The sequence below is a fragment of the Dyella koreensis genome (genome assembly GCF_044904565.1).
Taxonomy (GTDB): domain Bacteria; phylum Pseudomonadota; class Gammaproteobacteria; order Xanthomonadales; family Rhodanobacteraceae; genus Dyella_D; species Dyella_D koreensis.
In genome coordinates this window covers 311,491-336,341 of the sequence record NZ_JADIKD010000007.1, presented here as the reverse complement: position 1 = coordinate 336,341, position 24,851 = coordinate 311,491, and the positions used below count along the sequence as shown (strand labels likewise).

Here is a 24,851-nt window from a genome sequence, read left to right as displayed (position 1 = left end):
CATGGCGTCCGTCACGGACGCCGGCCATTTCGACGCTTCACTGGGTTGCCTGTTCTCGTCCGACGTGGACGGACTGGCAACCCAGCTAGTGGAAATCGCCGGCCTGCATGCAAGCGAGCGCGCGGTCATCCTGGCAGGAACGCGCGAGGTACTACTGGCTATCCTGCATGCCAAGCTCACCCGCGTACTGCTGGTGGAGCTGCATGCGGCGCGTACCGCGGGTACGTTGCAAGGCGAAGACGCGGCACAGCGCTGGACGCATTTCATCGAGCTGTCTTCGCACGCGGATTTCTGGGCCGGCCTGGCCGCGCATTACCCGCGACTGCTTGCGCGGGTTGGCAGCATTGTGCGCAACCGCTGCCGCGCGGCGCTGCGTTTTGCGCAACATTGGGCGCATGACCGCGACAGCCTGGGTACGCTATGCGGTGGCGAAGCCGGTCACTTGCTGAAACTGAGCTTCGGTGCCGGCGACAGTCATCGTCGCGGCCAGACCGTGGCCCTGGTGCATTGCGAAGGCGGGCGGGTCGTCTACAAGCCGCGCTCGATGGCGACCGATCGCGAGCTCGCCCATTTCATCGAAACACTGGCGGGCGACCACGACGAACCTCTGGCCATTCGCGTGCCGCGAGTGGTGAACCGTACGGAATATGGCTGGGCCGAATTCGTCGGCCACCGTTATGCCGCCGACGATAGCGAGCTGCGCGATTTCTATCGCGGCATCGGCCATTGGCTGGCGATCATGAGCCTGCTCGGTGGCAGCGATCTGCATGCGGAAAACCTGATCGCCCACGGCGGCAGTCCCGTGGTGATCGACTGCGAAACGCTGTTCACGCCGAAGTTGCCGCGCAAGCCTTCCGGTTACGGCCAGGCGGCCGACTGCGCCGCCGACATGGTGGCGGGCACGGTGCTCAGTATTGGCATGTTGCCGGGACGTGGATTGGGGTTGGGTTGGCGCGGTGTGGATACCTCGGCGGTGGGCTCACTGCCCGGACAACAGCCGATGCTGGAGCAGCCGAGCATCGTCAACGCTGGCACGGACGAAGCGCGCCTGGGTACGATCAAAGTCGCCGCGCCGATAGCGCAGAATCATCCGAGCGCGGAGCCAGTGCTGTCGCGATTCTGGCCCGATGTGCTGGAGGCGTTCGACGGCATGACTGCTACTTTGCGCCGCCTCGACGACAACGGTGCATTGCGCTGTCGGCTGGAGCGTTTCGCCGATTGCCGCATCCGCGTCGTGCCGCGCGCCACCGAGGTTTATGCCGAGCTGGCGCGCATGCTGTGGCATCCGGTGTCGCTGCATAACGAAGCCAGTGCGACCGCGCGTGCGCGCGATCTGATGGCGCGCATGGCGACGAATGTCGCGGTGGCGCCGGGCGACCCGGAAGTCATCGAGGCTGAGATCAGCGACCTGCTGGAAGGCGATATTCCCTTCTTCTCCACCACGGCAAGGCAGGGGCGGCTGGACGGTCCGCGCGACACGCAATGGCTGCCACCGTTGAACCTGGTGGACGCGGCGCTGGATCACTGGCGCAGCATCGATCCGTTGCTGGAGCGCAGCGTGATCAAGGCGACGCTGATCAGTGCCTACATCAACCAGGGCTGGATGCCGGGCGACGAGTCGCTGTGGCCGGCGCAGGCGCGCATGGGCGATATCGACGCGCGCCGTCGCGAGCAGGTGGCGAAGATCATGCGCGAACTGGTCGCCACGGCGATCCGCGGCGACGATGGCAGCGTGGCGTGGATCGCGCCGGTGTTCGACCCGGTCACCGGTTGGTCGGTGCAGCCGCTGACGCAGGATCTCTATGGCGGTACATCCGGCGTTGCCTTGTTGATCGCAGCTTATTTGCGCGAGGTCGGGGCAGGACGTGCCAACAGCGTGGAAGGGCTGGAAGAGTTGCTGACCGCAACGCTGTTCTCGCTCGAGCTGCTTGCCGCCAAGGCAGAACGCCAGCGCCAGGACACTCTCAAGGTGCGGCCGTTGCCGCTAGGCGGGTATTCCGGCCTGGGTTCATTGATCTGGATGTGGCTGACCCTCGCGGACTGGGGCATGGATCGCGGCGGCGGTCTGGCGCATGCCCGCACGCTCGCTGAGGCGATACCGGAGGCCGCGGATGCCAGCGATATGGTGGACGTGCTCTCCGGCGCCGCGGGAGTCATCCCTCCGCTATTGATGCTGGCGCGACGCAGCGGCGATGCGCGCTATCTGCAGATGGCGCGCGAACTCGGTGACAGTCTTTGCGCACGGGCCGTCCGCGATGGCGACAAAGCCTGCTGGAAGCAGGAGCAATGGCCGGACGGCGTCGGCGGTTTCGCCCACGGCGTCACGGGTATCGCGTGGGCATTGACCCAGCTCGCGCGTGCAACAGACGAACAGCGCTATCTCGACATGGCCACGGCGGCTTTGGCCTTTGAAGAAGCGCTGTACGACGATAGCGAACGCAATTGGCTCGACCTGCGCATGCTGCCCGGTGCCAGGACCGCGGCAGCGTGGTGCCACGGCGCCGTCGGCATCGGCCTTGCGCATCTCGATCTTGATCCCTCGCTACAACAACCACACACACGCACCCAGCTTCGGCGTGCGGCAGCGGCGACGTGGCGCCAGGGCCTGGGTTGGAATCACTCCGCATGCCATGGCGATGCTTCAGCGTGGGAGTTGCTCGATGCAGCGATAAGCGCAAGTGAAGCACCGGACGGGCTGACTCGCGAAGCGCTTCTGGCACATTGGCTGACCAGCATCGAAGATCATGGTCCGATCTGCGGCATGGTACGCGACACCTTCTCTCCGGGCTTGATGCCAGGTCTGGGTGGCATCGCCTATCAACTGCTTCGCGCTCATCCCGAAAGCACGCTGCCTTCCATTCTCACGCTGAGTGCGCACGGTTGAGCCGGATGCATGCCCGGAGGCAAAGTGCCTCCGGGCTGCTCGTCGTTAGTTAGTGCCGATGACGCGTCCGGTCTCGGGATCGATCTGCAATTTCACGTCGGCGCCGGCCGGGTTCTCGGCCTTCGCCCTCCATAAACCATCCTTGTAAGCGACGTCATGCACGTGGGTATAGCCGCCGGTAGAGAGGGCTGCGCGCACGTCACGCTCGCTGAGGCGCGAGACCTGTTCGTCGGGATAGGCCTGTCCGGTCTTGGCGTCGATCTTCACCGCAACGCGCGTACCATTCGCGCTCTTGGCCCGTGCTCTCCACATACCGTCGGTGAATTTCAGATCATGGATCTTGGTATAGCCCTGCTGCTCGAGCTGCGTATGCACCTGACGCTCGGTGAGCGCTTCCTGCGCCATAGCGGTGGAGGCTCCCAGGGCGAGAGCGATGGTCAATGAAGCGATACTTTTCTTCATGGACGGTTCCTCGTGGTTGGCGGGGATCCTGAGTCTTGTCCGCAAAAGTCCAACCTGCGGTGAATACAGGGCATCGGGGCAAGGCCATTCACGCCCGACATAGACCATCAGACAGGTTCGCCAATGCGAGAGCTATGCCAAGATTCCTCACCATGGCGTCACGATTTCGACGTCATCATGCCCGCCGGAACCGCGAACCTTTGGAAGGGGGAGTCATTTAGGTATGAAAATGCGCCACGCAGTATTTGGAGTTCTGTTGCTCGCCGCTTCGTTGTTCGGAACCGCGGGTGCCACCGCTTTGGAGCAGCAGGGTATGGGGGCGGCGAGGCCGGCAACAAAGGATGTCTCGCAGAGTCCGCGCTGGCACGTCTATCGCTTTATTCGTGACGGTATTAATTACGTCCAGGTCAACGACCTCGGCAACCAGGTCCGCATGGGTGTCGCCACGGCGAATGGCCTTTATCTTGTGCTGCCGATGGGCAGCGATGCGGGCAGCGTATCCACGCCGGATGCGCCCATGCGAAGCGGCCAGTTGAGTCATGCCGAGGTGGTTTACAGCGACGGTGTTACGCAGGTTGCCGTGGCAGTGAATGGCAAGGGTCAGTATGTATGGAGCGTTACGCCGGTAGCAGGCTGCGACCCCAACGACTGCCCGGTTACCCGTATCCAGCCGGCGCCAGCAGCGACGTTATGCGATCCCAACGACTGCCCGGTTACCCGTATCCAGTCGGCGCCAGCAGCGGCGTTATGTGATCCCAACGACTGCCCGGTCAGTCGAGCTCTGTAATGAATTCCTGTTGGAGGCTTACGTAGACCTGCTTGCCGTCGACGGTCACGTCGCCATTGAAGAGCTGCGCGCGGATGCGCAGCTCTTCCAATCCGAGATCGTAAGTACCCAGCTCTTGCATGATCCTGTTTCGGGCAGGAGACGAAATGATTTGCCCGGCGCTTTGCACCGTAAGCGCGATCGTCATGACGTTGTCTTCGATGACGGTCTGTGTCGATAGGACAATGCGATCGGTGGGATGCTCCTTCAGAAGATAGGCCACCGCCTCGCATGAGAGGCGGTAGAGCAGGGCAAATGTGCTTTTTGACAGCAGACTGAGCTGTCCGCGGAGATTGACGTGGTAGTCGACGCCAAGTTTGGCCAATAACTCCGATATTGGCCCCTCGGTAAGTGCATGCGGATGCCCTGCACCCATCGGCGGTGCCAGCGAGTTGGCAAGCTCAGTCAACCGCCGTGTGGTCTTCGTCAGGTGGTGTTTCTGTGTTTCCACCTCACCCCGGTTATGCGTATGGCCGAGCTGGATCAGCAGATGCCGGTGGGCGCGCGCCAGCTCTACATTGACGAACGAGAGTTCGAAGGAGCTGCGTTGAAGTCTCAGCTCTGAGAGGTGCTGCTCGAGCCGGGCCTTCTTCAAGTGGTTGTCTTTGGCCTTGGTCGCCTGCTTGAGCTTGGCGGTCTGTTGACCAAGTACGATGAAAGCGGTCAGCGACAATGCCATCATCGTCTGCGTCATCAGCGTGGCAAGATCGAACTTGGCCGGCATCAGGGCCACGATGCCGAAGCTCGACAGCGCGCCCACCACCGCCGCGCCCTTCCAGTCCCAGCGCATCAAGAAATAAGCTGCCGGTACCAGCAACATGGCCTGGCCCGCAAAGCGCAACGTGGAGTTATCAGAGTACGAGAAGGCAAAGACTTCTACGCTCATCGCGACCAGCGCGAACGCGGTGGCTTGGAGCAATGCCTTGTTGTTCATCCAGATGGCTGTAAGCGATCGGCGCTTACGCCACTCAAACGCCGCTGTAAGGACCAGTGGAGTGACGGCCAGGATGCCGGTATAGGTGCCCAGGAGGTAATCCCCCATCAGCACCGACAGCGGCTTTCTTCCTACGCCGACCGGGTCAAGAATCAGCGAGGCAGAAATCAGGCTGTCAGCCACCAGCACTACGGTCGAAATCACCGTGCAGATAAGCAGGCTGCTTAATTTGAAGTTCGGAAGCGCAAGCCCCGGCAGCCTGGCGCGGCAGGCTGCCACGATGATCATGAGCGGTGCGATTGGCGGGATGATGGAGAAGAGATAGAACGCCCACCCGAAGCTCGCGATGCAGCTCTCGAGGGTATAAGCGAGAACCGACATTTCACTGATCAGCAGCGCGGGCCAATAACGTCGCGGTGTTAGCAACAGCACACTCAGCTTGAAGCCGCTGACCGGCACGAAATGCGCGAAGCTCATGCTTCGCAGCAACTCATACACGAGTCCGTACGCCACTGCCACTGCGACCTGCCGGCCGAGCCAACCCAGCTTTTGATCCATGTCCGTCCCGATCCCCATCACATCCCCGATCCATTTTTCAACATAGAGACAGTGATGTGAAATACCTGAGAAAGCAGGTGTGATCCACTGCCGGAATCGGGTGTAGCAATCGCCGGCATGACGGCGGCGCTGCGGATAGCCGATATCGGCCACTTTGGTTTTTTGTGGTCCGGTTCCTGTTTTGAATTCGCGGCATGGTGTTGCCTATGCGTCGCGCACTCCAGGAAGGATCCGGCGCGTCGAGGGCGCGACCGTTTATCGAACGGAGCGGCCACGGCAAAAACGAAAACGGCCCGCATCGCTGCGGACCGTTCGAATTCGATGGTGGCCGAGGACGGAATCGAACCGCCGACACGGGGATTTTCAATCCCCTGCTCTACCAACTGAGCTACTCGGCCAAGAGTGTGGATGACTGCTACAGTCATCGATACTGCGTGGAGCCGCGCATTAAACCGGATATCGGGATGGGCGTCAAGATTCGCTGCCCGGGGCGACGAAGCCCTCGGGCGGCTTCACCTCGCCCCCGAACAGGAATTTCTCCATCTCCCCGCTCAGGAACTGGCGTGCCTTGGGATCGAGCGGGTTGAGGCGGTATTCGTTGATCAGCATGGTCTGGTGGGCCAGCCATTGCTGCCATGCGGGCTTGGAGATTTCAGCGTAAATACGCTGGCCGAGCGGACCGGGCCAGGGGGCGAAATCCAGGCCTTCGGCATCGGTACCGAGCTTGGCGCAGTGAACGGTGCGACTCATTGCATGATTCCTTGAAGGCTTTGCAGCAGGCTGCGCACGGGTGCGGGAAGGCCGAGAGCGGCGATCTCGCCGGTATCGCACCAGCGCAGCGAGGGATTATCGGCGATGGCGCGATGCGCTGTCGCGTCGTCGAACAGCAGCGGCTCGACTTGCAGGCGGTAATGGCTGAAAACGTGGATGAACGGCGCAAGCGCCTGTGCATCGTCGATGCGCGCGAGCTGCTGCGCAGCGCGCCAGGCGCCGTCATGATCGGTGGCTTCGGGCAGGCTCCACAAGCCGGACCACACACCTTGAGGTCCGCGCCGTTCGAGCAGTACGCGCTTGTTCGCATCGCGTAGCACCAGCATGACGGTGGAGCGGGTGGGAATGGCTTTGCTGGGCTTGGCGCTGGGCAATTGCGCGGTGAGTCCATCGCGATGTGCGACGCAGCCAGCAGCCAACGGGCAGCCGCTGCACAGTGGCCGCGAGCGCACGCAAAGCGTAGCTCCCAGATCCATGATGGCCTGGGTGTAGTCGGCCACGCGTTCATCCGGCGTGTGTGCATCAGCGTGCTGCCATAGCACTTTCTCTACGGCGCTCTGGCCGGGATGGCCATGGATGCCGTGATAGCGCGTAAGCACGCGTTTGACGTTGCCGTCGAGAATGGGGAAACGCAGCCCATGCGCCTGCGCCAGGATCGCACCCGCGGTAGAGCGGCCGATGCCGGGCAAGGCGGCCAGCGCGTCGAAGTCGCGCGGCAACTCGCCCTGATGCTGCTCCACGCAAATCTGCGCGGCGCGATGCAGGAAGCGCGCCCGCCGGTAGTAACCCAGGCCGGACCACAGCGCGAGCACGGTGTCTTCATCGGCGGCCGCGAGATCGCGCAGCGTCGGCAGCGTGCCCACGAAGCGCAGGAAATACGGAATCACCGTAGTCACCTGTGTCTGCTGCAACATCACTTCCGACAGCCACACGCGATAAGCGTCGCGCGGATGCTGCCATGGCAGGTCGTGGCGGCCATGGCGATCGAACCAGGCCAACAGGTCGGTGGCGAAGGCGTTCCTGGTGTCGACGGTCATTGGCTCTTACGTGCAGGCGCGGGCTTGCTGGCGTTCTTAGTGGGCGCGGGTGGCGGTGGCTCGACGCCGGCCTTGATGCTCAGGCCTTCCACCACGACACCGCCGGCTTCGAGTTTGGCGATATCCGCAGTGCCGGTGCCTGGGGGTACGCCAAGTCGCGGCCCTTGCGGGTGGCTGAGTTGCGACCACCAGTCGGCCAGCGCGAGCGGCGGCAGGCGCAGGTCGGCATGGTTGTCGGGGCCGTCGAGTTTCACCGCCAGCAGCAAGGGGTCGATCTGGTTGGCGGGTGTCAGCACCAGCGAGGTGTCGTAGATGCCGGCATCGGCATGGTCGAGCTTGCCGCTGAGCTTGAGCGACGCATCGGCGGCGCCATGCCAGCGCGCCTCGCCGGTCAGCTGCAGCGTAAGTGTGTTGCCCTGGGCGAGATGCAGTTCGATATTTTCCAGCCGCAATGCCTCGCCCTTGACGCGCGGCGTCGCGGAAAGCCGCAACTGCAACGGTGTGCCATCCGCGCTGCGGGCGGAAATGGTCAGCGGAAACGGTTGCCCCGGTATGAGGCTGCCGGCGTCCACCGCCACATCGTTCAACAGCATTTCGTTGCCGCGCACCAGGCTGCCGCGGGTGATGCGCACACCGGCATCGATGCGCGGAATTTCCGGTAACGTAGTTTCCGTACGCGGAGGCAGCGCAGAGAGCCAGGCCTGCAATGCGTCCAGATCGACACGCGGCGAATCGATCTCCAGCCGCGAGATCACGGTTTCATTGCCCAGCAGTGCGCGCCACGGCAATTGCAGGCGTCCGCGCGCGGCGAGCAGGATCGGCATGCTCGCGCCCTTCGCACTCAAGGTAAGCCCTTGCAGCTCAAGTGCGGGGCGCGGGAACAGGGTAGGGCTGGCCGGGCTGGCGAGGTTGAGGTCCAGCCCCGCCTGGCCGGCCTGCGATTGCAGCATCGCAGTGAAGCGGCCGGGTTGCAGCAACAGGTAAAGCGAGATCACCACGGTGACCAGCACCGCCAGTGCGATGCCGCCGAAACTCCACAGGCTGATGCGTAGCCAGCGCGGCATGGGTTAGCTCCGCCACCGTTGCAGGTTGCGTTTAGCCATGGCCGATATTGGCCGGCAGCAGCCCATCGACATAAGCCTCCGCATCGAACACGCGCAGGTCGGTAGCGGTTTCGCCCAGGCCCACATAGCGGATCGGCAGGCCGAACTCGCGCGCCAGCGCGAACACCACGCCACCCTTGGCGGTACCGTCGAGCTTGGTCACCACCAGACCGGTGACGCCGACGATCTGGCGGAACTGGCGCACCTGGCTCACTGCGTTTTGCCCGGTGGTGCCATCGATCACCATCAGCACTTCGTGCGGCGCTTCGGTATCGATCTTTTTCAGCACGCGCGCGATCTTGCCCAGCTCGTCCATCAGGCCGCCCTGCGTGTGCAGGCGGCCGGCCGTATCGGCGATCAGCACGTCGGCATTGCGCGAACGCGCCGCCTGCAATGCATCGAAGATCACGCTGGCGGAATCGGCATCCTGGCCCTGTGAAATCACCGGCACGTTATTGCGCGCGCCCCAGGTCTTGAGCTGCTCCACCGCGGCGGCGCGGAAGGTGTCGCCCGCGGCCAGCATCACGTTGCGGCCGTCGTCGCGATAACGCCGCGCGAGCTTGCCGATCGTGGTGGTCTTGCCGACGCCGTTGATGCCCACCGTAAGCACCACGAACGGCGCCCGGCCGCTCACGTCCAGCGGCTTCTGCACCGGCACCAGCAAAGCAACGAGTGCCTGGCGCAGCGCGGCGAGCAGGGCGGTGGCATCGGCGAACTCGCGCTTGTGCATGCGCTTGCGCAGATCTTCCACCAGTGCGGTGCTCGCCTCGATACCCACGTCAGCGGTAATCAGTGTGGTTTCCAGCTCATCCAACAGCGCGTCGTCGAGCTTGGGATGGCGTACGAACAGCGTAGTAAGACCGCGCGCGAAGGCACTGCCGGAGAGCCGGTCGCGCCAGCTGCGCTTGGCCGGTGCGGTTTCTTCGGCAGGCACCTGGAAAGGCACTTCCTCGCCCGGTGCTTCGGCCGGCGGCGCGGCTTCGGCCAGCGCTTCGCCCAGCACCGCGGCGGCGTTGTCCAGCGAAACAGCGTCAGCGTCGTGCGGAAGCGCCGCTGCCGGGGCGGCTTCCGTGCTGGTCGGGGCGGCGGCGGGCTGACCCGTAGTCGTGTCGGCGGGTTTCTTCTTCCAGAACTTGAGCATTGCGGCAGCGATTCAAAGACAATAGCGCGCATGCTAACACCCCCACCTGCACTGGCCGCTGAGCCATGGCGGCCCGTATGAGCGCTGGCTCCGGCCGCATCCGCATCATCGGCGGCAACCTGCGCAATTCCCGCCTCAACGTGCCCCAACTGCCCGGCCTGCGCCCCACCGCGGAGCGGGTGCGCGAGACCCTGTTCAACTGGTTGGCGCCGTTCATCGCCGGCGAGAGCTGCCTGGATCTGTGCGCCGGTACCGGTGCGCTCGGCATTGAAGCCTTGTCGCGTGGCGCAGCGCACGTGCAGTTCGTGGAGCGCGACGCCCGCGCGGCCCAGGCACTACGCGACAACCTCGCCCGGCTCAAGGTGGCGAACGGCAAAGTGAGTGCGGCCGACGCTGGCGCCTATCTGCAAGGCACCGCCCAGCCCTATGGCCTGGTCTTCCTTGATCCGCCGTTCGCCTTGAGCTTGTGGTCGGTACTGGCGCGGCAGTTGGAAGACGGCGGCTGGCTGACACCTGCCGCCTGGATCTATGTGGAATCGCCGCGCGCCACCGTGCCGGCCTTGCCCGCGAACTGGCAACTGCATCGGGAAGGGCAGGCCGGCGAAGTGCGCTACGCGCTCTATCGCCGGACCAGCGAACTTCGTTAGCGCCTGTGTTCGTCTTCGGTGGGCTATGCGGATGAGGAACACAGGCTCTAAGCTAGCGGCCCTTTCGTAGCCAGACGCCACACGCCTCGTGAACAAGCCGCCGGTCAATACGCGCCTTGCTGTCTACCCGGGTACTTTCGATCCCATCACCAATGGTCATGCCGACCTGGTCGCGCGTGCCGCGCCGCTGTTCGAGCGCATCGTGGTGGCGGTGGCCGACAGCCCGAACAAGGGCAGGGGTCCTGGCTTCAGCCTCAACGAACGCATCGCGCTGGCGCGGCTGGCATTAGCCGACCTGCGCAACGTGGAAGTACGTGGCTTCGATTGCCTGCTGGCGGATTTCGTCACCGAGATCGGTGCCGGCGTGATCATCCGCGGCCTGCGCGCGGTGTCGGACTTCGAGTACGAATTCCAGCTGGCCAGCATGAACCGCCATCTGATCCCGCAGGTGGAGACGCTGTTCCTTACTCCGGCGGAGCAGTACAGCTTCATCTCCTCCTCGCTGGTGCGCGAGATCGGCCGCCTCGGTGGCGACATCTCCGGCTTCGTGCATCCGGCCGTGCAGCAGGCGATGCGGCAGCGCCGCCAGTAATCGCCCGAGTCGCCGCCGTTCGAGGCGGCTAAGGCCCGCCGCCCGGCTGTGGTTGGGGACCCGGGCGCTCGTGTATGCTCGCCGCCATCCTGCGGACAGGCTCTTGGTGGGCCCCGTCTTCCGGGGGATCCATGTCCAGACTCCACCACTTCAGGGTGATCACCATGTACAAGTACGCACTTATCGCCGCCCTTGCGCTCACCGGCTCGCTGGCCCTTACCGGCTGCGGCAACAACGCCGACGACAGCGCCAAGCAGACCACCGAGCAGGTCGCCCAGGTCACCAAGCCCACCGATCCGAACGACGGCAAGGCCTGGAATGCCTACCTCGGCCAGATCGTGCAGAAGAACATGCAGGGCATGACGGCCGACCGTCCGTACCCGTACCTGGTGAACGCCGGCGACGGTGAAGAAGACCAGGCCAAGCGCCAGCGCCAGCTCGAGACCGTGCAGGACACCGTCGCCCGTGGCGTGTTGCCGGGCAACATGCTGGTGTTCGCCGGTCCGGACTCGGCCAAGACCGCCGATCTGGTCATTGCCGCCTTCAAGGACGCCAAGCCGGGTTCCTTCAAGGACGTGATCGTGCTCTTCATCGGCGACAAGGCCGACCAGGAGCGCGTCACCACCGCGCTGCAGCCGACTGGCGCCAATGTGCGCTTCGTGGCGATGTAAGCCACGCGGCAACCGATGTGATGAAGGCCCGCGATGCGTGAGCATCGCGGGCTTTTTCTTTTGGGGTTGCTGGAGAGGTTTTCGCAAGGGCTTACCCCCCCCTCCCAGCCTCCCCCTGCAAGCAAGGGGAGGAGCTAAAAGCTCGCGATACCGAGCTCCCTCCCTTGCTTGCAGGGGAGGGCTGGGGAGGGGTAAGCCCTTGAAACAACCCCGCCCGCGCAAAAGCTTTTTTCTCCCCATTTTTAGTCATCTTGTGCGCCGCAGCATCCGGCGCTACCGTGTAAACTCGTCTGATGTCTCTGAAAATCCTCGATACCTGCGTCAACTGCGACGTTTGCGAACCGGTTTGTCCGAACAAGGCCATCTCGCTCGGCGAGGAGTACTACGTGATCGACCCGGCGTTGTGCACGGAGTGCATTGGGCATCATGACGAACCGCAGTGCATTGAGGTGTGCCCGGTCGAATGCATCATCGTCGACCCCGAACACACCGAAACGCACGATCAACTTGAACTCAAGTACCGCCAGTTGATGAAAGAGGGGTAGGGACCCTCTGATCTATTCCACGCAGGCGTCACCCTTGCTGTTTGCGCGCAGATCGCCGTTGCGCTGCTGATGGCAGACTGGACGTCTGTAGAAGCAGCGTGGCGGTGAGCTGCGCGCAAACAGCAAGGGCCCTCACTTGATGAATTTTAATGACAGGGTGATATCCAGAACGGCCGTTACCGCTGCCGCGCGGCTCGACCTGACGGCCAGTCAGGCGCTTCGCCACGCGGCAGCGGTAACGGCCGTTCTGGATATCATGCCGCCTACGTGGAATAGATCAGAGGGTCCCTGCGCATGAGGTTTCCGTTGAAGTGGCCGGCACTGAACGGCCGTGTTCTGTTGCTCGGTCTGTTGCTTGCAAGCAGCGCTGCTTACGCCGACGATCCCCGCACCACGCAAACCGCCGGGCATAAGGGCCCGACCGCCCTGCGCGGGCCCGGCCGCGCCGCCATCGCCAGTGCGAATTTCCACGCCACCGAAGCCGGCCTCGAAGTGCTCTCCAAAGGCGGCAACGCTTTCGACGCCGCCGTGGCGGTCGCATCCACGTTGTCGGTGGTCGAGCCGGAAAGCTCCGGTATCGGCGGCGGCTTCATGGCGGTGATTCACCGCGCATGGGACGGTAAGCAGTTCTTTATCGACGCGCGCGAGACCGCGCCGGCCGCGGTGAACGTCAAGGACTACCTAAACAAGGACGGCACACCCAATCGCGACACCGCCCTCAACGGTCCGCTCTCGGCCGGCATCCCCGGCGAGCCGGCAGGTCTGGTCTGGCTGTCCAAGCATTACGGCAAGTTGCCGCTGAAGGATGCGCTGGCTCCGGCGGTGCGCATCGCGCGCGATGGCTTCGAGCCGGATAGCCGTCTGATCAACGCCATCACCGAACGCCAGAAGGACATCGGTCGCTGGCCGGCCTCTGTCACCAAGTTCCTGCCGGACGGCAAGCCGCCGGTGGCGGGCGCAGTCTGGCGCGATCCCGATCAGGCCCGCACGCTGGAACTGCTCGGCGAAAAAGGTCTCGACGGTTTCTATCGCGGCGAAGTGGCGCAGAAGCTGGTGTCGTCCGTGCGCGCCGCAGGCGGCAACTGGACCGCGAAGGATCTGGAAAGCTATCAAGTGAAAGAGCGCGAGCCGATCACGGTGAACTACCGCGGCTACCGCATCGTCACCGCGCCGCCCCCGTCCTCCGGTGGCGTGGCCGTGGCGGAGATCCTCAACATCCTGTCCGGTTTCGATCTGAGCAAGATGGACACCGCGCATCGCATGCATCTCGTCATCGAAGCCATGCGCCGCGCATTCCGCGATCACAACGATTACCTCGGCGATCCCGACTTCGTGAAGATGCCGCTGGACATGCTGCTGTCGCCTTACTACGCCGACGGCCTGCGCCAGACCATCCTGATGGACAAGGCCACGCCGTCCTCGATGCTGCCGTCCAGCGCCGGTGCCGAGCCGGGCATGCACACCACGCATTTCTCTATCATCGACGGTGAAGGCAATATCGCTTCGATCACGCTGACGGTGAACTACACGCTCGGCTCCACCTTCGTGGCACAGGGCACCGGTGTATTGCTCAACGACGAGATGGACGACTTCGCGCTGGTGCCGAACAAGCCCAACGTCTACGGCCTGCTCGGCAGCAAGGCGAACGCGCCGGAGCCAGGCAAGCGCATGCTGTCGTCGATGACGCCGAGCATCGTGTTCGGTGCTGACCGCATCGGTGTGATCGGCTCGCCCGGCGGCTCCACCATCATCACCCAGGTACTCGAGGGCATCTTTGCCTTCATCGACGGCAAGAACGCGCTGGGCATCGCCGGACAGAAACGTTTCCATCATCAGTTCATGCCCGACCGCGTGGACATGGAAGACGGCGTGTTCGACAAGGCCACCGCTGACGAACTCACCCGCATGGGCCACGCCTTGAAGCAGCGCGAGCCGTGGGGCTACATGAATGTGGTGACCTGGGACCTGAAGAGTGGCACCCTGGACGCGGCCAGCGATCCGCGCCGTCCGTCGGGTCTGGGCAAGGTGCAATAAGAGGTCCGGCATGCAGCTGTGGTCGATCATCGGTAATTCGCAGCAACTCGACGGCGGTGCCATGTTTGTTCGGCCCGTCCATAGGCCTCACCCCGCGCTACGCGCGGGGCCGCCTACGGCGTCCGGATTCGCTCCCGGCGAATCCGTGGCAACGCGAGGTTTTTTTTAATGAAGCTTTGGTCGTTGGTCGGAAATTCGCAGCAGCTCGATGGCGGGGCCATGTTTGGCAACGCGCCTAAAGCGTTGTGGTCACGCTGGATCGCGCCCGATGCGCAGAACCGCATCCCGCTAGCCTGCCGCTGCTTGCTGGTGAAGGATCTGGACGGCCGCAACGTGTTGTTCGAAACCGGCATCGGCGCCTTCTTCGAGCCGGCGCTGCGCGAGCGCTACGGTGTGGTGGAAGAGCGCCACGTACTGCTTGATTCCCTCGCCGCCGCCGGCGTGTCGCACGAAGACATCGACGTGGTGGTGCTGTCGCATCTGCACTTCGATCATGCCGGCGGCCTGCTCGCAGCCTGGCAGGAAGGCCAGCCGCCGCGCCTGCTGTTTCCGAAGGCCACCTACGTCGTTGGCGCGGAGCACTGGCGTCGTGCCGAGCATCCGCATCCGCGCGACCGCGCATCCTTCATTCCCGAACTGCAACAGTTGCTGCTCGACAGCGGCCGGCTGGAACTGGTCGAAGGCGAGCATTCGAAGGCGTTGGGCGGTGCAGTGCGCTTCAGTTATTCGGACGGCCATACGCCTGGCCTGATGCTGGCCGAAGTCGGTGGCGTGGTGTTCTGCGCTGATCTGATCCCGGGCCGCTTCTGGGTGCATCTGCCGATCACCATGGGCTACGACCGCTGGCCCGAAAAACTGATCGACGAGAAGCGCGCCTTCCTCGACGACAAGCTGGCCCGCGACGTGCGCCTGTTCTTCACTCACGACCACGACTGCGCGATGGCCCGTGTCATCCGCGACGAGCGCGGCCGTTACGGCACCGCCGACGAACAGCGCGAACTCACCGGGCTGGTGCACGCATGAACATGAATCTTCGTCAGCTTGCTTTTGGCGCCGCAGGCGCGTTGCTGGTGCTGGCCGGCGCCGGCCTGGTCGCGATGACCGAGCAGGCCGCCATCCAGCATCGCGTCGCCGCGGAACGACATGGCGGCCAGGTGTTGGATATCGATACTGGCAGTTCGCCGCAGGCAGACCAGCACGGCTACATGGTGCGCGTGAGCAGTCCCGTCGATGTCGTGGAAGAACCTTTCGACCCCGACTTCAACCTGCGCGTGAAAACGCCAGTACTGGTCCGCCATGTGGAAATGTTCCAGTGGCGCGAAATACGCGTCGGCGATGACGTGCACTACGAGCAGGATTGGGTCGACCGTCCGATCGACGCCAGCCGTTTCGCGCGCCCCGCCGGTCATGCCAACCCCGGTCCGTTTCCGATCCAGGGCAAACAGTTCGACGCCGGTCTCGCCAAGGTTGGCGGTTACGCGCTGTCGCCCGTGCTTATGCATGCTTTGCCTGGTGGGGAGCTGATCGAGCCCGACATCAAGGCGCTGCCCGCCAATCTCGCCGCGAGCTTTTCGCTGCACGGCAATTACATGAGCACCAGCGCCAATCCAGATCACCCGCGACTGGGCGATCTGCGCGTGAGCTGGGAGGCATTGCCGGTGCAGCAGGTCACCGTGTTCGCGCGTCTGGACGGCCAGCAACTGGTGCCGGCGAGCGATGCGGCCGACGGCAAGGGTTATGACGTGCAGGTGGGGGATCGTCGTTTGGTCGACGTGCTGCCTGATGTTCCCGAGCCGCCGGGGCTTGCCATGCCGCGGCGTGTGCTTGGCGTGTTGTTGGCGGCGTTTGGTGCGTTGCTGCTGTTGTGGGATCGGTGGTCGGTGCGGCGTATTGCGCCGATGGCTTTGGGTGCCGGGTTGTTGGTGGCCGGGGCCGTTGGTGGGCTGATGTGGGTGGGGAAGGATTTGCAGGTCGCTGCGTTTTGGTTTGTGTTTGCGGTGTTGGGGTTGGCGCTTGTTGTGTGGCGGGTGCACGCGCGCGCTGACTGATTTGTTGTTCTCCCTTCGGGAGAGGGGCTGGCTCTTGCGACGCCCTTCCTACTTCGTCACCCCTGCGCAGGCAGGGGTCCAGTGGCGTTATCGCCCGATTGTTGCGACTGCGTGCGCTGGCCGCTTATGCAGCGGGCATTTCGGACGCCTGCCGGCGCCCGAGTTACTTTCTCTTTGCTGGCCCAAAGAGAAAGTAACCAAAGAGAAATGGCCTGAAAGCAGGCGGCGTGCTTCGTAGCCACGCATTTTCCAGTGCTAGACGGTGGGACGGTTTTTCTTCGCGCCTGATGGTCCGTTCCTTGGCGCCGCGCAACATCTCCCTCTCCCCTCCGGAGAGAGGGTTGGGGTGAGGGGCGGGTGCTCGGGATCGCGCTTCTACAGCGTCATCGAATGCGCGCTAAGCCAAGACAGCGCGCTCGAGCTGCGCTGCCACATGGCCGCTCAATGCGGCCGCTGCTCCGCAAACGAATGCACATGGTCGGCCCAGCGGATCGCTTCCAGATACGCGGTGGCCATGCGCCGGATGTGCTGGGGCTGGGTTTCGCCGCCACGCAGTTCGCCGGCTTCCCAGCGTTGCACTTGTTCGAGGATGGGGGCGAAGGGGCCTTGTTGTTCGAGCAGGGCGCTGCGGATTTCGGGGGCGAGGGGGAGGTGTTGGAGCAGTAGTTCCATCGGTGCGCACATCAGGCTTTCGAGCAGGGAGAAGAGGCCGGTGGTGAAGGCCATCTCGCGTTGCTCGCGCGGGAGGTGCTGGGCGAGTTGTTCGCACATGTGGGCGCGGATCAGGGCGGCGCGCAGGAGTTCGGGTGGGCGGTCGTCCATGCCGCTCAGGGCCATGGTGCTGATCCAGTTGCGCATGCGGGTGAGGCCGAAGAAGATCGCGGCCTGTTCCACGGACTTGAGCTGGCGCGGCAATGAGAAATAAGCCGAGTTCACGCAGCCAAGCAGTTTGTAGCTGAGGATCACGTCGTTGCGGATGATCTGGCCGAGTTCCACCGGGCCGGTGCCGTCTTCTTCCAGCGCGCGCAGCAGGCGCAGCACGCTGAGGCGGTTAGCGGTGAGTACGGGGACGTCGACTTTTTCAGGGCGCAGCAGGTAGGCGCCTTGCACTGCGGCGAACGGCAGGGACATGCAGTGGCCGCAGGTTTCGTGATCGTTGACGTGGCCGGCGATCACATGAAGTCCACGCGCATGCAACGTCTCGCAACGCTCGCGCAATGCATCAGGTTTGAGTCGGCTGGCGTCAAGGCGTACGTAGCGCACCAGATCCAGCACGCGCAGCACTTCATTGCTTTCCAACGTGCCGACATCGTCGAGATCGAGCAGCAGGGCACAGCCGCGCGCGGAGAGTTGGCGCAGGCGTTCCATCAGCAGGTCGTCGTGGATCGCGTCGGGCTGTATCACCAGACCGATGCGCGGATGGCGCAGCACCTGGTCGGCCTGTTCCAGCACCAGATCGCGCGGCAGGCTCAGGAATACGCGGTTGCCACGCGCCCATTGCGTCACCGAGCCGTCGATGATGATCGACAGCATGCGGTGGGCGAGCGCGGACTCTTCTTCCTCGCCGTGCTGCAACAGCAGTTCGTAGGCCATCAACTGGCGATCACGATCCAGCATCGGAACGCGCAGCAGCGGCAGCGGCGCGCTGACGGCGGAGGCCGCGGCATTGGCGGCGGCACGGGCGGCTTCAACAGCGGTATCGGTCATGGATACTTCATCGGGCCAGGGAGGGCGCATGGGGTGCCGCTCGTATGAATCGCCTGACGCCGCAAAGCGACAGGGCCAGTGCTACTGCTGTACCGCTTGGCGTAGGAGCCCACCCTGTGGGCGAAACGGCCCGCCAGGGCCGCGCTCTACAACGGCTCGGACGAAAACTGGCCCTGCGTCGCCCACAGGGTGGGCTCCTACGTGATGTCTTTAAGCTTCTGCCAGCGATTGCTGGCGGTGATCGGTACGCAGCGTGCCGGCCGGGCCGTACAGGGTCGATTCGCTGCCACCGGTCAGTACGGACAAAGCCTGGCGCACCTGACGCAGGCGCTGCCCAACGACCTGTCCGTTGTATTGATTGGCGCGCTGGCAATCGGCCAGTGCCGCGACCACTTCGCTCCAGGCCGCGCTTTGCGCGGGCGCCGGGGCGGCGATGGCGCGCAGCAGTTGCACGCGTTCGCCATCGAGTTGTTCCAGCCGTTCCATCTGTGCCTGCTTGGCCGTGCCAGCGAGATGCAGCGCCTCCGCGTCCGCCTGCTCCAGCGCGCTGCGTTCCGCGGCAAGCGCGGCAGCGAGCTGGGTGACGGCTTCGCGCATGTCGCCGATCACAGCGGCCACGGCGCTTTCCATCTCGGCGTGCAGGCCGTGGTTCATGGCTTGCCGCTGATCTGGCCTTCGAGCGAGAGCAGGCCATCGGCGATGCGGCCGGCGTCGATCTTGTAGCTGCCGTTGGCCAGCGCCTGGCGCACCTGCTCGACGCGCTTGGTGTCGATGCCGGAGTCCACGCCGCCCTTGGCCGCTTCGTGCAGGGCGCGAGCGGAGTCGGTGAGCTTCACGCTGTCGTCCGCCGCGGCCGCCGGAGCGGCTTCGGTGGTGCCGGTGGCCGGCTGCGCCGCCGTGCCCTGGTTGCCCTTGGGCTGCGGCAGTACCGGCAAACCGTTGGAGGTAATCGTGGTGTTCATAAGTACGTGTCCCAGTGGGTTTTTGACCCTTCAGCCAGCTTATCGGCGACGGGTGGCAGAACTTTAGATGCGGAAGCAAGAATGGCATTCATCAGGGCAGCGCCTCCACTACCCCGGCGTCGCGCACCGTGGCGTCGATGGTGCGGCCGGAGCTGTCGTTGCGCACGCGCAGGCGGGCGCCGGTATCGCCGCCGCCCAGGGCCACGCCGCTGGTGCGCACTTCGATCCCGTCCAGGCGCGCGATCAACTGAACCCGGTCGCCCGCGCGCACAGCCTGCCGGCCGCCAAGCGCACCGGGTGTCAGCACGCTGCCGGCGCCCAGCGGGCGCGACAGCAGCCGGCCAGACACCTGGTCGAGCTGATCGATGTAACCATAGCCAAGCCGCGTGATATCGCGTTCTTCGGCATGTACGTCCGTTGCGGTGATGCCATCGCCGCGCTGCAGCGGGCGCGTCGTGACCAGCACATTGCGAAACAACTGAAGCCGCACGGGTATCTGCATCCGCGAACCCGTCGACGGGCAGCGCAGCTCCACGCTCAATCGCGGCGCGGGGCGCGCGTTATCGGGCAGGCTGGCCTGCCAGGCTTGCGGGCAGGCCGGTGGCTGCACACGTTCGCTCAAGGCATCGGCCTGTACCACCACGCGATCGCCGGCCTGCTCGAAATGCTGGCGCAGCCAGCTCTCCGCCGTACCCCGCAGCGCATCGGCGGATGCCGCATGCGCCGACGCCGCCGCGAACAGCGGCAGCATCCACCACGGGATGGACGATCGTCGCCTCACGCCTCGGCCTGTGCCAGCAACTGACCAAGCTGCTGATGGATGGCTTCGCGCTCGCGCTCCACCCGGTCAGGCAACTGTGCCGCCTGTTCCAGCTGACCTTCGCCGAGCAATCGCACAAAAGTGTCGGCGTGGTCGCCCAGCCGCTGGCCGGCTTCCAGCAAGGTTGCTGCCGCCGGATGTGCGGCATGCTGCTCGCCGATATGCGCAAGCGCGTGATGAAACGCACTGGTGTCGAACCAGCGGCGATCGAGCGCCGCCGGTTCGTGCAGTGCCAGCTCCATCGCCTGGCGCAATCCCTGGATGGATTCGCGCAGGCTCAGGCTCAGGCTGGCGGTGGAAGGCGCGTCGGCATGATCGAGCCAGCCCAGACACAGCCGATGTGACAGCACTGCCGCGCGGTCCAGCGATTCGGACTGGCGTATCGCCTCGCCGCTGCGTCGCTGCAGCGCGCCGAGCATGGCCTGCGCCGCGGCGATACGCGCGCTCTGCGCATCACAACCTTGCTGCACCGCCTGCACGCGCGACGCGATACCGCGCAGCGCCTCGTCGCCCTGGCCCAGCGTGGCGACGGTGTGATCGATACGATTCTGCGCGCGCTCCAGGCGCTGCACACCCTGGCGCACATCGCCATCGAGCTGCTGCGAGAACTCGCCGATCGAACTGGTGACGGCCTCGATCTCGTCGGTGGCCTGGGTAGTCTTCTCCGCCAATTGCTTCACTTCATCCGCGACGATGGAGAAGCCGCGCCCGGCTTCACCGGCACGTGCCGCTTCGATAGCGGCGTTCAAGGCCACCAGGTTGGTCTGATGCGCAATGTCCTGCACGGTCGAGGTGAGCTTGCGGATCTGCGCCACCTGTTCGGCCAGCTTGCTCTGGTTGCGGTTCATCGCCGACAGCGCACTGCGCAGCAGGCGCAGCTGGCCGTCCAGTTCATTGACCGTATCCGCGCCACGCCGTGTGTGCTCGCAAGCCTGTGCGACCTCGCCCGAGGCTTGCTGCAGGGCCGTCGAGATCCCGGCGCCATGCTCCGTCAAGCGACCGACGCTATCGCGAGCCTCGCCCGTAGCCTTGTTCAACGCCTCCTGCGCGCGCAACAAGGTCTGCGCGGTGCCCATCACCAGACTCTGCTGCTCCACCGCCTGCAATGCGATGGCCGCCGGTTCGCGCGGCGCCAATCTGGCAAACAACGGCGCGAGCGCCTGGGCGAGGCGTGGATGTTCCCGCGAAAGGCGCGCGACCTGATCGGCATCGCCGTCGGCGGCGGCTTGCGCCAGCGCGGCGAGGTGTTTGCTTTGGATCAGGGGCATGGGAGGGGCGGTCCTTTTTTGTTTGGGTCCCGGGGGTGATCGTCGGGATGTGGCGAAACTTGAGGAAGCAAGGCGCATGCCAGCCATTTTTCTTCTCTCCTTGCGGAGCGCGCTTTGTCTCCCTTCCTTCTGGGAGAGGGTTTGGCCCTTGTGCTATTCCTTCCTACTTCGTCATCCCTGCGTAGGCAGGGATCCAGTGGCGTTATCGCCCGACTGTTGCGACTGCGTGCCCTGGCCGCTTATGCAGCGGGCATGTCGGACGCCTGCCGGCGCCCGAGTTACTTTCTCTTTGCTGGCCCACGCATCCGCAGGAGCGGGTGCGAACAGCGCAGCTGGCCCGAAGGGCGGAGGGCATGGATGCCCGGAGTAAAGAGAAAGTAACCAAAGAGAAATGGCCGCAGAGCAGGCGGTGTGCTCTGTAGCTACGCATCTTCCAGTGCCAGACATCTGGATGGCTTCGCTTCTTGCTCCGCTCCTCCGGAACTGATTGGGGTTGAGTCAGAGCCAGGCGCGCCTTTTCTCCTCCCCCTGCTCGCAGGGGGAGGTTGGGAGGGGGTAAGCCCTCGAGAAAACCTCTCCCGATACGCTTTCTCAAGTACTCACCCCTCCCCAACCCTCCCCTGCTAGCAGGGGAGGGAGCAAGAGCAGCCCGACAATTGACGCGAACCTGATTTCCGCGCGTCGGAATTCCGTCTCCTGTAGTGACAACGCGCTTCACCAAATCCCGCAAACCCAGTCCCCACAACGCTTCGCGCACTACTGGCATGCAATTTGCCACATCGCACCTGCGGCCGTTGCCGTGTGGAGTTTGCGATGAGTCAGATCAACGACAACTTGTTCGGTATGCATACGCAGGCGCTTGGCCTCTGGCAGAAGCGGGCGGAGGTGTTGGCGAGCAATCTGGCGAATGCGGATACGCCGGGATATCTCGCGCGCGATGTGGATTTCCGCAAGGCGCTGGCGGATGCGGGCGGTACGCCGGACAAGCTGGCGATGGCGGCGACGACGCCGGGGCATATCGATGCGTCGACGCAGGCGGCGGATCAGCTCGCTTATCGGGTGCCGATGCAGCCGAGCATGGATGGCAACACGGTGGATGCGCAGGTGGAGCAGTCGAGCTTCGCGGCGAACAGCGTGCATTACCAGGCAAGTCTTTCTTTCATCACGGCGCAGATCCGCATGTTGCGCACGGCGATCACAGGAGGGCAGGGCTGATGTCGTTGTTCAAGATTTTCGATGTGGCCGGTTCGGGTATGGCGGCGCAGTCGCTGCGACTCAATACGGTCGCCAGCAATATCGCCAACGCGGACAGCGTGGCCAGTTCGTCGGATGCGGCGTATCGCGCGAAGGAGCCGTTGTTCGCCACGGTGCAGCGCGGTCTCGCGGTGAAGGGCGAGGAAGGTACGCAGGGCGTGCAAGTGCTCGGTGTCACCGAGAGCCAGGCAGCGGTGGAGAGCCGCTACGAGCCAGGCAATCCGCTCGCCGATGGCGATGGCTATGTCTACGCCAGCAACGTCAACCCGGTGGATGAACTGGTCAACATGATTTCCGCCTCGCGTTCATATCAGAACAACGTCGAGGTGATGAACAGCACACGCCAGCTGATGCAGAAGACGCTGGATCTGGGCAAGTAAGGCACGCACACGCAAGGCAGCCGCCATGGCCGACATATCGATCAACAACACCAACTCCGCCGCATCGCAGGGGACGCAGAAGAGCAAGAGCAATTCGCTGAGTCAGGCGGATTTCCTCAGCCTGCTGATCCAGCAGATGCGCAACCAGGATCCGACCCAGCCGATGGACTCATCGCAGATGGTCAGCCAGTTGGCGCAGATCAGTCAGGTATCGGCGACACAGGCGCTGCAGACCTCATTTAACAGCCTCAGCACGGCGATGCAGGGCAATCAGTTGTTGCAGGCGAGCAACCTGGTGGGGTGCGAGGTCACCGTGCCGTCGAGCGCGGCCAAGCTGGAAAGCAGTGCCGGGCTGGATGGCGCGATCAATGTGTCCGACGCGGGCCAGACTGCATCGGTGCAGATCGTCGACAGCGCCGGCAAGGTGGTACGCACCATTGGCCTGGGCACGCCGGACGTGGGCCTGGCGGATTTCCATTGGGATGGCCTGGGCGACGACGGTCAGCCGTTGCCCATGGGCACCTACGGCCTGAAGGCGCAGGTGGGCACCACGGCGGTGCAGACCTATGTCACCGGCAAGGTCGGCAGCGTGGGCATGGCGGGCACCGATCAAGGCGCCTATCTGCAAGTGAACGGTTTCGGTGGCGTCCTGCTCGCACAGGTCGCGCGCGTCAACTAAGCGTCTCAAGGGAGCCTGTTCAATATCCCCGCGTGGCCCGCGCCGGGATCTGTTTGCACGCAGGGCAAGGAAGAACGAGGGCGTGTACGTCCGTACACAACCGAGTGATGACGCGGCCCTGCGGGCAAACAGACCCGGCCCGGAGGGTTTCGTCGCTAGGCGCGCCAGGCAGCGGTGCGCGGCTTGGCCTGACCACCAGTCAGGCGCTGCGCCACGCCCCACTACCTGGCGCGCCTAGCGACGAAACGCGGGCTACGCGGGGATATTGAACAGGCTCCACAGACAGGGGAACACCATGGCATTCAACATCGCATTGAGCGGCCTCAAGGCGGCTTCTTCGGATCTCGAAGTCACCGCCAACAACATCGCCAATACTTCCACTACCGGCTTCAAAGGCTCGCGCGCTGAATTCGCCGAGCTGTACAGCGTGGCCGGCAAGAATCTCAGCTCCACCCAGATCGGCAGCGGCGTGCGCCTCACCAACGTGGCGCAGCAGTTCACCGCCGGCAATATCGAGAACACCAATAACAGCCTGGACTTCGCCATCAGCGGCGACGGCTTCTTCACGCTGAAGGACGGCAAGGGCCTGTCGTACACGCGCGCCGGTGCGTTCCGCCAGGACGCCAACGGTTATGTGGTGAACAGCGCTGGCCAGAACCTGCAGGTGTTTCCGCCGAATGCCGCCGGTGGCTTCGACAACAGCACGCTGGCCGACCTACGCCTGATCACTTCGCAGAACGCGGCCAAGGCCACCAACAACGTACAGCTCGCGTTGAACCTGCCATCCAACGCCACGCCGCCGGCCAAAGCGTTCAGCCCCACCGACGCCACCAGTTTCAACCAGTCCACGCCGTTCACCGCGTACGACTCGCTCGGCGCCACGCACAACGGCACGGTGTACTTCGTGCGCAACGCGGCCGCCAATACCTGGGACGCGCATCTGTATATCGACGGCACCGACACCGGCGCCGTGCAGCAGCTGAGCTTCAACAGCAGTGGCGCGCTGGCGACGCCGGCCGGCGGCAAGCTGACCTTCCCGGCGATCACCGCCAACCCAGGTTCCAATCCGTTGCAGATCAACCTGGATGTGACCAAGGCCACGCAGTTCGGCAACAACTACGCGGTGACCTCGATCAGTCAGGACGGTTACCCCACCGGCACGCTGTCCAGCATCGACGTCTCCAGCGACGGCATCGTGCAGGCCAAGTATTCCAACGGCCAGTCGCAGGCGCTGGGCCAGCTCGCGCTCGCCAACTTCGCCAACCAGCAGGGTCTGCGCCAGCTCGACAACACCAACTGGGCCGCGTCGTTCGACTCCGGTACGGCGGTGATGGGTGCCGGCGGCAACGGCACCTTCGGCAATGTGCAGTCCGGCGCGCTGGAGGCTTCCAACACCTCCGACCTCACCGCGCAGCTGGTGAACATGATCAAGGCGCAGCGCAACTACCAGGCGAACGCGCAGGTGATCTCCACCGACGACAAGCTCACCCAGACCATCATCAACATCCGTAATTGACGCTTCCGCACT

Annotated in this window: 24 protein-coding genes and 1 tRNA gene; 13 read left to right on the top strand and 12 right to left on the bottom strand. The window is 64.3% G+C overall.

Annotation, left to right across the window (positions count from 1 at the left end; all coding sequences use genetic code 11):
- Window position 1 precedes the first annotated feature (1 nt).
- A complete protein-coding gene (locus ISS97_RS05385; RefSeq protein ID WP_379986066.1) occupies window positions 2-2,884 on the top strand; it encodes a type 2 lanthipeptide synthetase LanM family protein in 2,883 nt (960 codons plus the stop codon).
- Between the two features lie 45 nt (window positions 2,885-2,929).
- Here ISS97_RS05385 and ISS97_RS05380 read toward each other — a convergent pair whose 3' ends face one another.
- Complete coding sequence (locus tag ISS97_RS05380; protein ID WP_379986065.1) at window positions 2,930-3,346, bottom strand: PepSY domain-containing protein; 417 nt, start codon at window positions 3,344-3,346, stop codon at window positions 2,930-2,932.
- Window positions 3,347-3,569: 223 nt separating this feature from the next.
- Between ISS97_RS05380 and ISS97_RS05375 the strand changes: the two genes are divergently transcribed.
- On the top strand, window positions 3,570-4,133 hold the full coding sequence (locus tag ISS97_RS05375) for a hypothetical protein (RefSeq protein ID WP_379986064.1): 564 nt from the start codon (window positions 3,570-3,572) through the stop codon (window positions 4,131-4,133).
- Here the strand turns inward: ISS97_RS05375 and ISS97_RS05370 are convergent.
- From ISS97_RS05370 to ftsY, 6 genes are all read right to left on the bottom strand, one after another.
- The gene (locus ISS97_RS05370) at window positions 4,117-5,817 is read right to left on the bottom strand and encodes an MASE1 domain-containing protein (protein WP_379986063.1); all 1,701 of its coding nucleotides are present in this window, start codon (window positions 5,815-5,817) and stop codon (window positions 4,117-4,119) included. The genes ISS97_RS05375 and ISS97_RS05370 overlap by 17 nt on opposite strands.
- 169 nt (window positions 5,818-5,986) lie before the next feature.
- Window positions 5,987-6,062, bottom strand: a tRNA-Phe gene (locus ISS97_RS05365).
- Window positions 6,063-6,135: 73 nt separating this feature from the next.
- Window positions 6,136-6,414, bottom strand: coding sequence for an oxidative damage protection protein (locus ISS97_RS05360; RefSeq protein WP_379986062.1), 279 nt, complete (start codon window positions 6,412-6,414; stop codon window positions 6,136-6,138).
- Window positions 6,411-7,472, bottom strand: a complete 1,062-nt coding sequence (gene mutY, locus ISS97_RS05355; RefSeq protein WP_379986061.1) for an A/G-specific adenine glycosylase — start codon at window positions 7,470-7,472, stop codon at window positions 6,411-6,413. Before mutY ends, ISS97_RS05360 begins: the two co-directional genes overlap by 4 nt.
- Window positions 7,469-8,536: an AsmA family protein gene (locus ISS97_RS05350; RefSeq protein ID WP_379986059.1), complete on the bottom strand. Its 1,068-nt coding sequence runs from the start codon at window positions 8,534-8,536 to the stop codon at window positions 7,469-7,471. The genes mutY and ISS97_RS05350 overlap by 4 nt, the downstream gene beginning before the upstream one ends.
- A gap of 31 nt (window positions 8,537-8,567) precedes the next feature.
- The gene (gene ftsY, locus ISS97_RS05345; protein ID WP_379986057.1) at window positions 8,568-9,716 is read right to left on the bottom strand and encodes a signal recognition particle-docking protein FtsY; all 1,149 of its coding nucleotides are present in this window, start codon (window positions 9,714-9,716) and stop codon (window positions 8,568-8,570) included.
- Between the two features lie 77 nt (window positions 9,717-9,793).
- Between ftsY and rsmD the strand changes: the two genes are divergently transcribed.
- From rsmD to ISS97_RS05310, 7 genes are all read left to right on the top strand, one after another.
- Window positions 9,794-10,363 (top strand): 16S rRNA (guanine(966)-N(2))-methyltransferase RsmD, encoded by a 570-nt coding sequence (gene rsmD, locus ISS97_RS05340; RefSeq protein ID WP_379986056.1) that lies wholly within the window; start codon window positions 9,794-9,796, stop codon window positions 10,361-10,363.
- Between the two features lie 88 nt (window positions 10,364-10,451).
- Window positions 10,452-10,955 (top strand): pantetheine-phosphate adenylyltransferase, encoded by a 504-nt coding sequence (coaD, locus tag ISS97_RS05335; RefSeq protein ID WP_379986054.1) that lies wholly within the window; start codon window positions 10,452-10,454, stop codon window positions 10,953-10,955.
- A 164-nt stretch (window positions 10,956-11,119) separates the two neighbouring features.
- Complete coding sequence (locus tag ISS97_RS05330) at window positions 11,120-11,626, top strand: hypothetical protein (RefSeq protein WP_379986172.1); 507 nt, start codon at window positions 11,120-11,122, stop codon at window positions 11,624-11,626.
- A gap of 293 nt (window positions 11,627-11,919) precedes the next feature.
- A complete protein-coding gene (locus ISS97_RS05325; protein ID WP_266171341.1) occupies window positions 11,920-12,171 on the top strand; it encodes a YfhL family 4Fe-4S dicluster ferredoxin in 252 nt (83 codons plus the stop codon).
- Window positions 12,172-12,465: 294 nt separating this feature from the next.
- A complete protein-coding gene (gene ggt / locus ISS97_RS05320; RefSeq protein WP_379986052.1) occupies window positions 12,466-14,205 on the top strand; it encodes a gamma-glutamyltransferase in 1,740 nt (579 codons plus the stop codon).
- A 168-nt stretch (window positions 14,206-14,373) separates the two neighbouring features.
- Window positions 14,374-15,228, top strand: coding sequence for an MBL fold metallo-hydrolase (locus ISS97_RS05315; RefSeq protein ID WP_379986051.1), 855 nt, complete (start codon window positions 14,374-14,376; stop codon window positions 15,226-15,228).
- The gene (locus ISS97_RS05310; protein WP_379986049.1) at window positions 15,225-16,253 is read left to right on the top strand and encodes a TMEM43 family protein; all 1,029 of its coding nucleotides are present in this window, start codon (window positions 15,225-15,227) and stop codon (window positions 16,251-16,253) included. Before ISS97_RS05315 ends, ISS97_RS05310 begins: the two co-directional genes overlap by 4 nt.
- Window positions 16,254-16,694: 441 nt before the next feature.
- Here ISS97_RS05310 and ISS97_RS05305 read toward each other — a convergent pair whose 3' ends face one another.
- From ISS97_RS05305 to ISS97_RS05285, 5 genes are all read right to left on the bottom strand, one after another.
- Entirely contained in the window at window positions 16,695-17,960 is a 1,266-nt protein-coding gene (locus tag ISS97_RS05305; protein WP_379986047.1) for an EAL and HDOD domain-containing protein, read from the bottom strand.
- Window positions 17,961-18,170: 210 nt separating this feature from the next.
- Entirely contained in the window at window positions 18,171-18,614 is a 444-nt protein-coding gene (flgN, locus tag ISS97_RS05300; protein WP_379986045.1) for a flagellar export chaperone FlgN, read from the bottom strand.
- Entirely contained in the window at window positions 18,611-18,922 is a 312-nt protein-coding gene (gene flgM, locus ISS97_RS05295) for a flagellar biosynthesis anti-sigma factor FlgM (protein ID WP_379986043.1), read from the bottom strand. The genes flgN and flgM overlap by 4 nt, the downstream gene beginning before the upstream one ends.
- Before the next feature lie 91 nt (window positions 18,923-19,013).
- Complete coding sequence (gene flgA / locus ISS97_RS05290) at window positions 19,014-19,703, bottom strand: flagellar basal body P-ring formation chaperone FlgA (protein WP_379986041.1); 690 nt, start codon at window positions 19,701-19,703, stop codon at window positions 19,014-19,016.
- Complete coding sequence (locus tag ISS97_RS05285; RefSeq protein ID WP_379986039.1) at window positions 19,700-21,010, bottom strand: methyl-accepting chemotaxis protein; 1,311 nt, start codon at window positions 21,008-21,010, stop codon at window positions 19,700-19,702. Before ISS97_RS05285 ends, flgA begins: the two co-directional genes overlap by 4 nt.
- Before the next feature lie 813 nt (window positions 21,011-21,823).
- On the opposite strand from ISS97_RS05285, the gene flgB reads away from it, so the two are divergent.
- From flgB to flgE, 4 genes are all read left to right on the top strand, one after another.
- Window positions 21,824-22,225 carry a flagellar basal body rod protein FlgB gene (gene flgB / locus ISS97_RS05280; protein ID WP_379986038.1) on the top strand — a complete coding sequence of 134 codons (402 nt, stop codon included), beginning with the start codon at window positions 21,824-21,826 and terminating at the stop codon, window positions 22,223-22,225.
- Window positions 22,225-22,644 (top strand): flagellar basal body rod protein FlgC, encoded by a 420-nt coding sequence (flgC, locus tag ISS97_RS05275; protein ID WP_379986036.1) that lies wholly within the window; start codon window positions 22,225-22,227, stop codon window positions 22,642-22,644. The genes flgB and flgC overlap by 1 nt, the downstream gene beginning before the upstream one ends.
- A gap of 25 nt (window positions 22,645-22,669) precedes the next feature.
- A complete protein-coding gene (locus ISS97_RS05270) occupies window positions 22,670-23,323 on the top strand; it encodes a flagellar hook assembly protein FlgD (RefSeq protein ID WP_379986034.1) in 654 nt (217 codons plus the stop codon).
- Window positions 23,324-23,618: 295 nt separating this feature from the next.
- Window positions 23,619-24,839, top strand: coding sequence for a flagellar hook protein FlgE (flgE, locus tag ISS97_RS05265; RefSeq protein ID WP_379986032.1), 1,221 nt, complete (start codon window positions 23,619-23,621; stop codon window positions 24,837-24,839).
- Window positions 24,840-24,851 lie beyond the last annotated feature (12 nt).

What these genes read in the sequence shown, in the direction of transcription:
- ISS97_RS05375 (WP_379986064.1), top strand. Translation starts at nt 3,570, where the DNA reads ATGAAAATGCGCCACGCAGTATTTGGAGTTCTGTTGCTCGCCGCTTCG.
- rsmD (WP_379986056.1), top strand. Translation starts at nt 9,794, where the DNA reads ATGAGCGCTGGCTCCGGCCGCATCCGCATCATCGGCGGCAACCTGCGC.
- ISS97_RS05350 (WP_379986059.1), bottom strand. Translation starts at nt 8,536, where the DNA reads ATGCCGCGCTGGCTACGCATCAGCCTGTGGAGTTTCGGCGGCATCGCA.
- ISS97_RS05325 (WP_266171341.1), top strand. Translation starts at nt 11,920, where the DNA reads ATGTCTCTGAAAATCCTCGATACCTGCGTCAACTGCGACGTTTGCGAA.
- ftsY (WP_379986057.1), bottom strand. Translation starts at nt 9,716, where the DNA reads ATGCTCAAGTTCTGGAAGAAGAAACCCGCCGACACGACTACGGGTCAG.
- flgC (WP_379986036.1), top strand. Translation starts at nt 22,225, where the DNA reads ATGTCGTTGTTCAAGATTTTCGATGTGGCCGGTTCGGGTATGGCGGCG.
- ISS97_RS05310 (WP_379986049.1), top strand. Translation starts at nt 15,225, where the DNA reads ATGAACATGAATCTTCGTCAGCTTGCTTTTGGCGCCGCAGGCGCGTTG.
- ISS97_RS05315 (WP_379986051.1), top strand. Translation starts at nt 14,374, where the DNA reads ATGAAGCTTTGGTCGTTGGTCGGAAATTCGCAGCAGCTCGATGGCGGG.
- ISS97_RS05385 (WP_379986066.1), top strand. Translation starts at nt 2, where the DNA reads ATGGCGTCCGTCACGGACGCCGGCCATTTCGACGCTTCACTGGGTTGC.
- flgM (WP_379986043.1), bottom strand. Translation starts at nt 18,922, where the DNA reads ATGAACACCACGATTACCTCCAACGGTTTGCCGGTACTGCCGCAGCCC.
- ISS97_RS05330 (WP_379986172.1), top strand. Translation starts at nt 11,120, where the DNA reads ATGTACAAGTACGCACTTATCGCCGCCCTTGCGCTCACCGGCTCGCTG.
- flgB (WP_379986038.1), top strand. Translation starts at nt 21,824, where the DNA reads ATGAGTCAGATCAACGACAACTTGTTCGGTATGCATACGCAGGCGCTT.
- ISS97_RS05305 (WP_379986047.1), bottom strand. Translation starts at nt 17,960, where the DNA reads ATGACCGATACCGCTGTTGAAGCCGCCCGTGCCGCCGCCAATGCCGCG.
- ISS97_RS05380 (WP_379986065.1), bottom strand. Translation starts at nt 3,346, where the DNA reads ATGAAGAAAAGTATCGCTTCATTGACCATCGCTCTCGCCCTGGGAGCC.
- mutY (WP_379986061.1), bottom strand. Translation starts at nt 7,472, where the DNA reads ATGACCGTCGACACCAGGAACGCCTTCGCCACCGACCTGTTGGCCTGG.
- flgN (WP_379986045.1), bottom strand. Translation starts at nt 18,614, where the DNA reads ATGAACCACGGCCTGCACGCCGAGATGGAAAGCGCCGTGGCCGCTGTG.
- ISS97_RS05270 (WP_379986034.1), top strand. Translation starts at nt 22,670, where the DNA reads ATGGCCGACATATCGATCAACAACACCAACTCCGCCGCATCGCAGGGG.
- ggt (WP_379986052.1), top strand. Translation starts at nt 12,466, where the DNA reads ATGAGGTTTCCGTTGAAGTGGCCGGCACTGAACGGCCGTGTTCTGTTG.
- ISS97_RS05285 (WP_379986039.1), bottom strand. Translation starts at nt 21,010, where the DNA reads ATGCCCCTGATCCAAAGCAAACACCTCGCCGCGCTGGCGCAAGCCGCC.
- ISS97_RS05360 (WP_379986062.1), bottom strand. Translation starts at nt 6,414, where the DNA reads ATGAGTCGCACCGTTCACTGCGCCAAGCTCGGTACCGATGCCGAAGGC.
- flgE (WP_379986032.1), top strand. Translation starts at nt 23,619, where the DNA reads ATGGCATTCAACATCGCATTGAGCGGCCTCAAGGCGGCTTCTTCGGAT.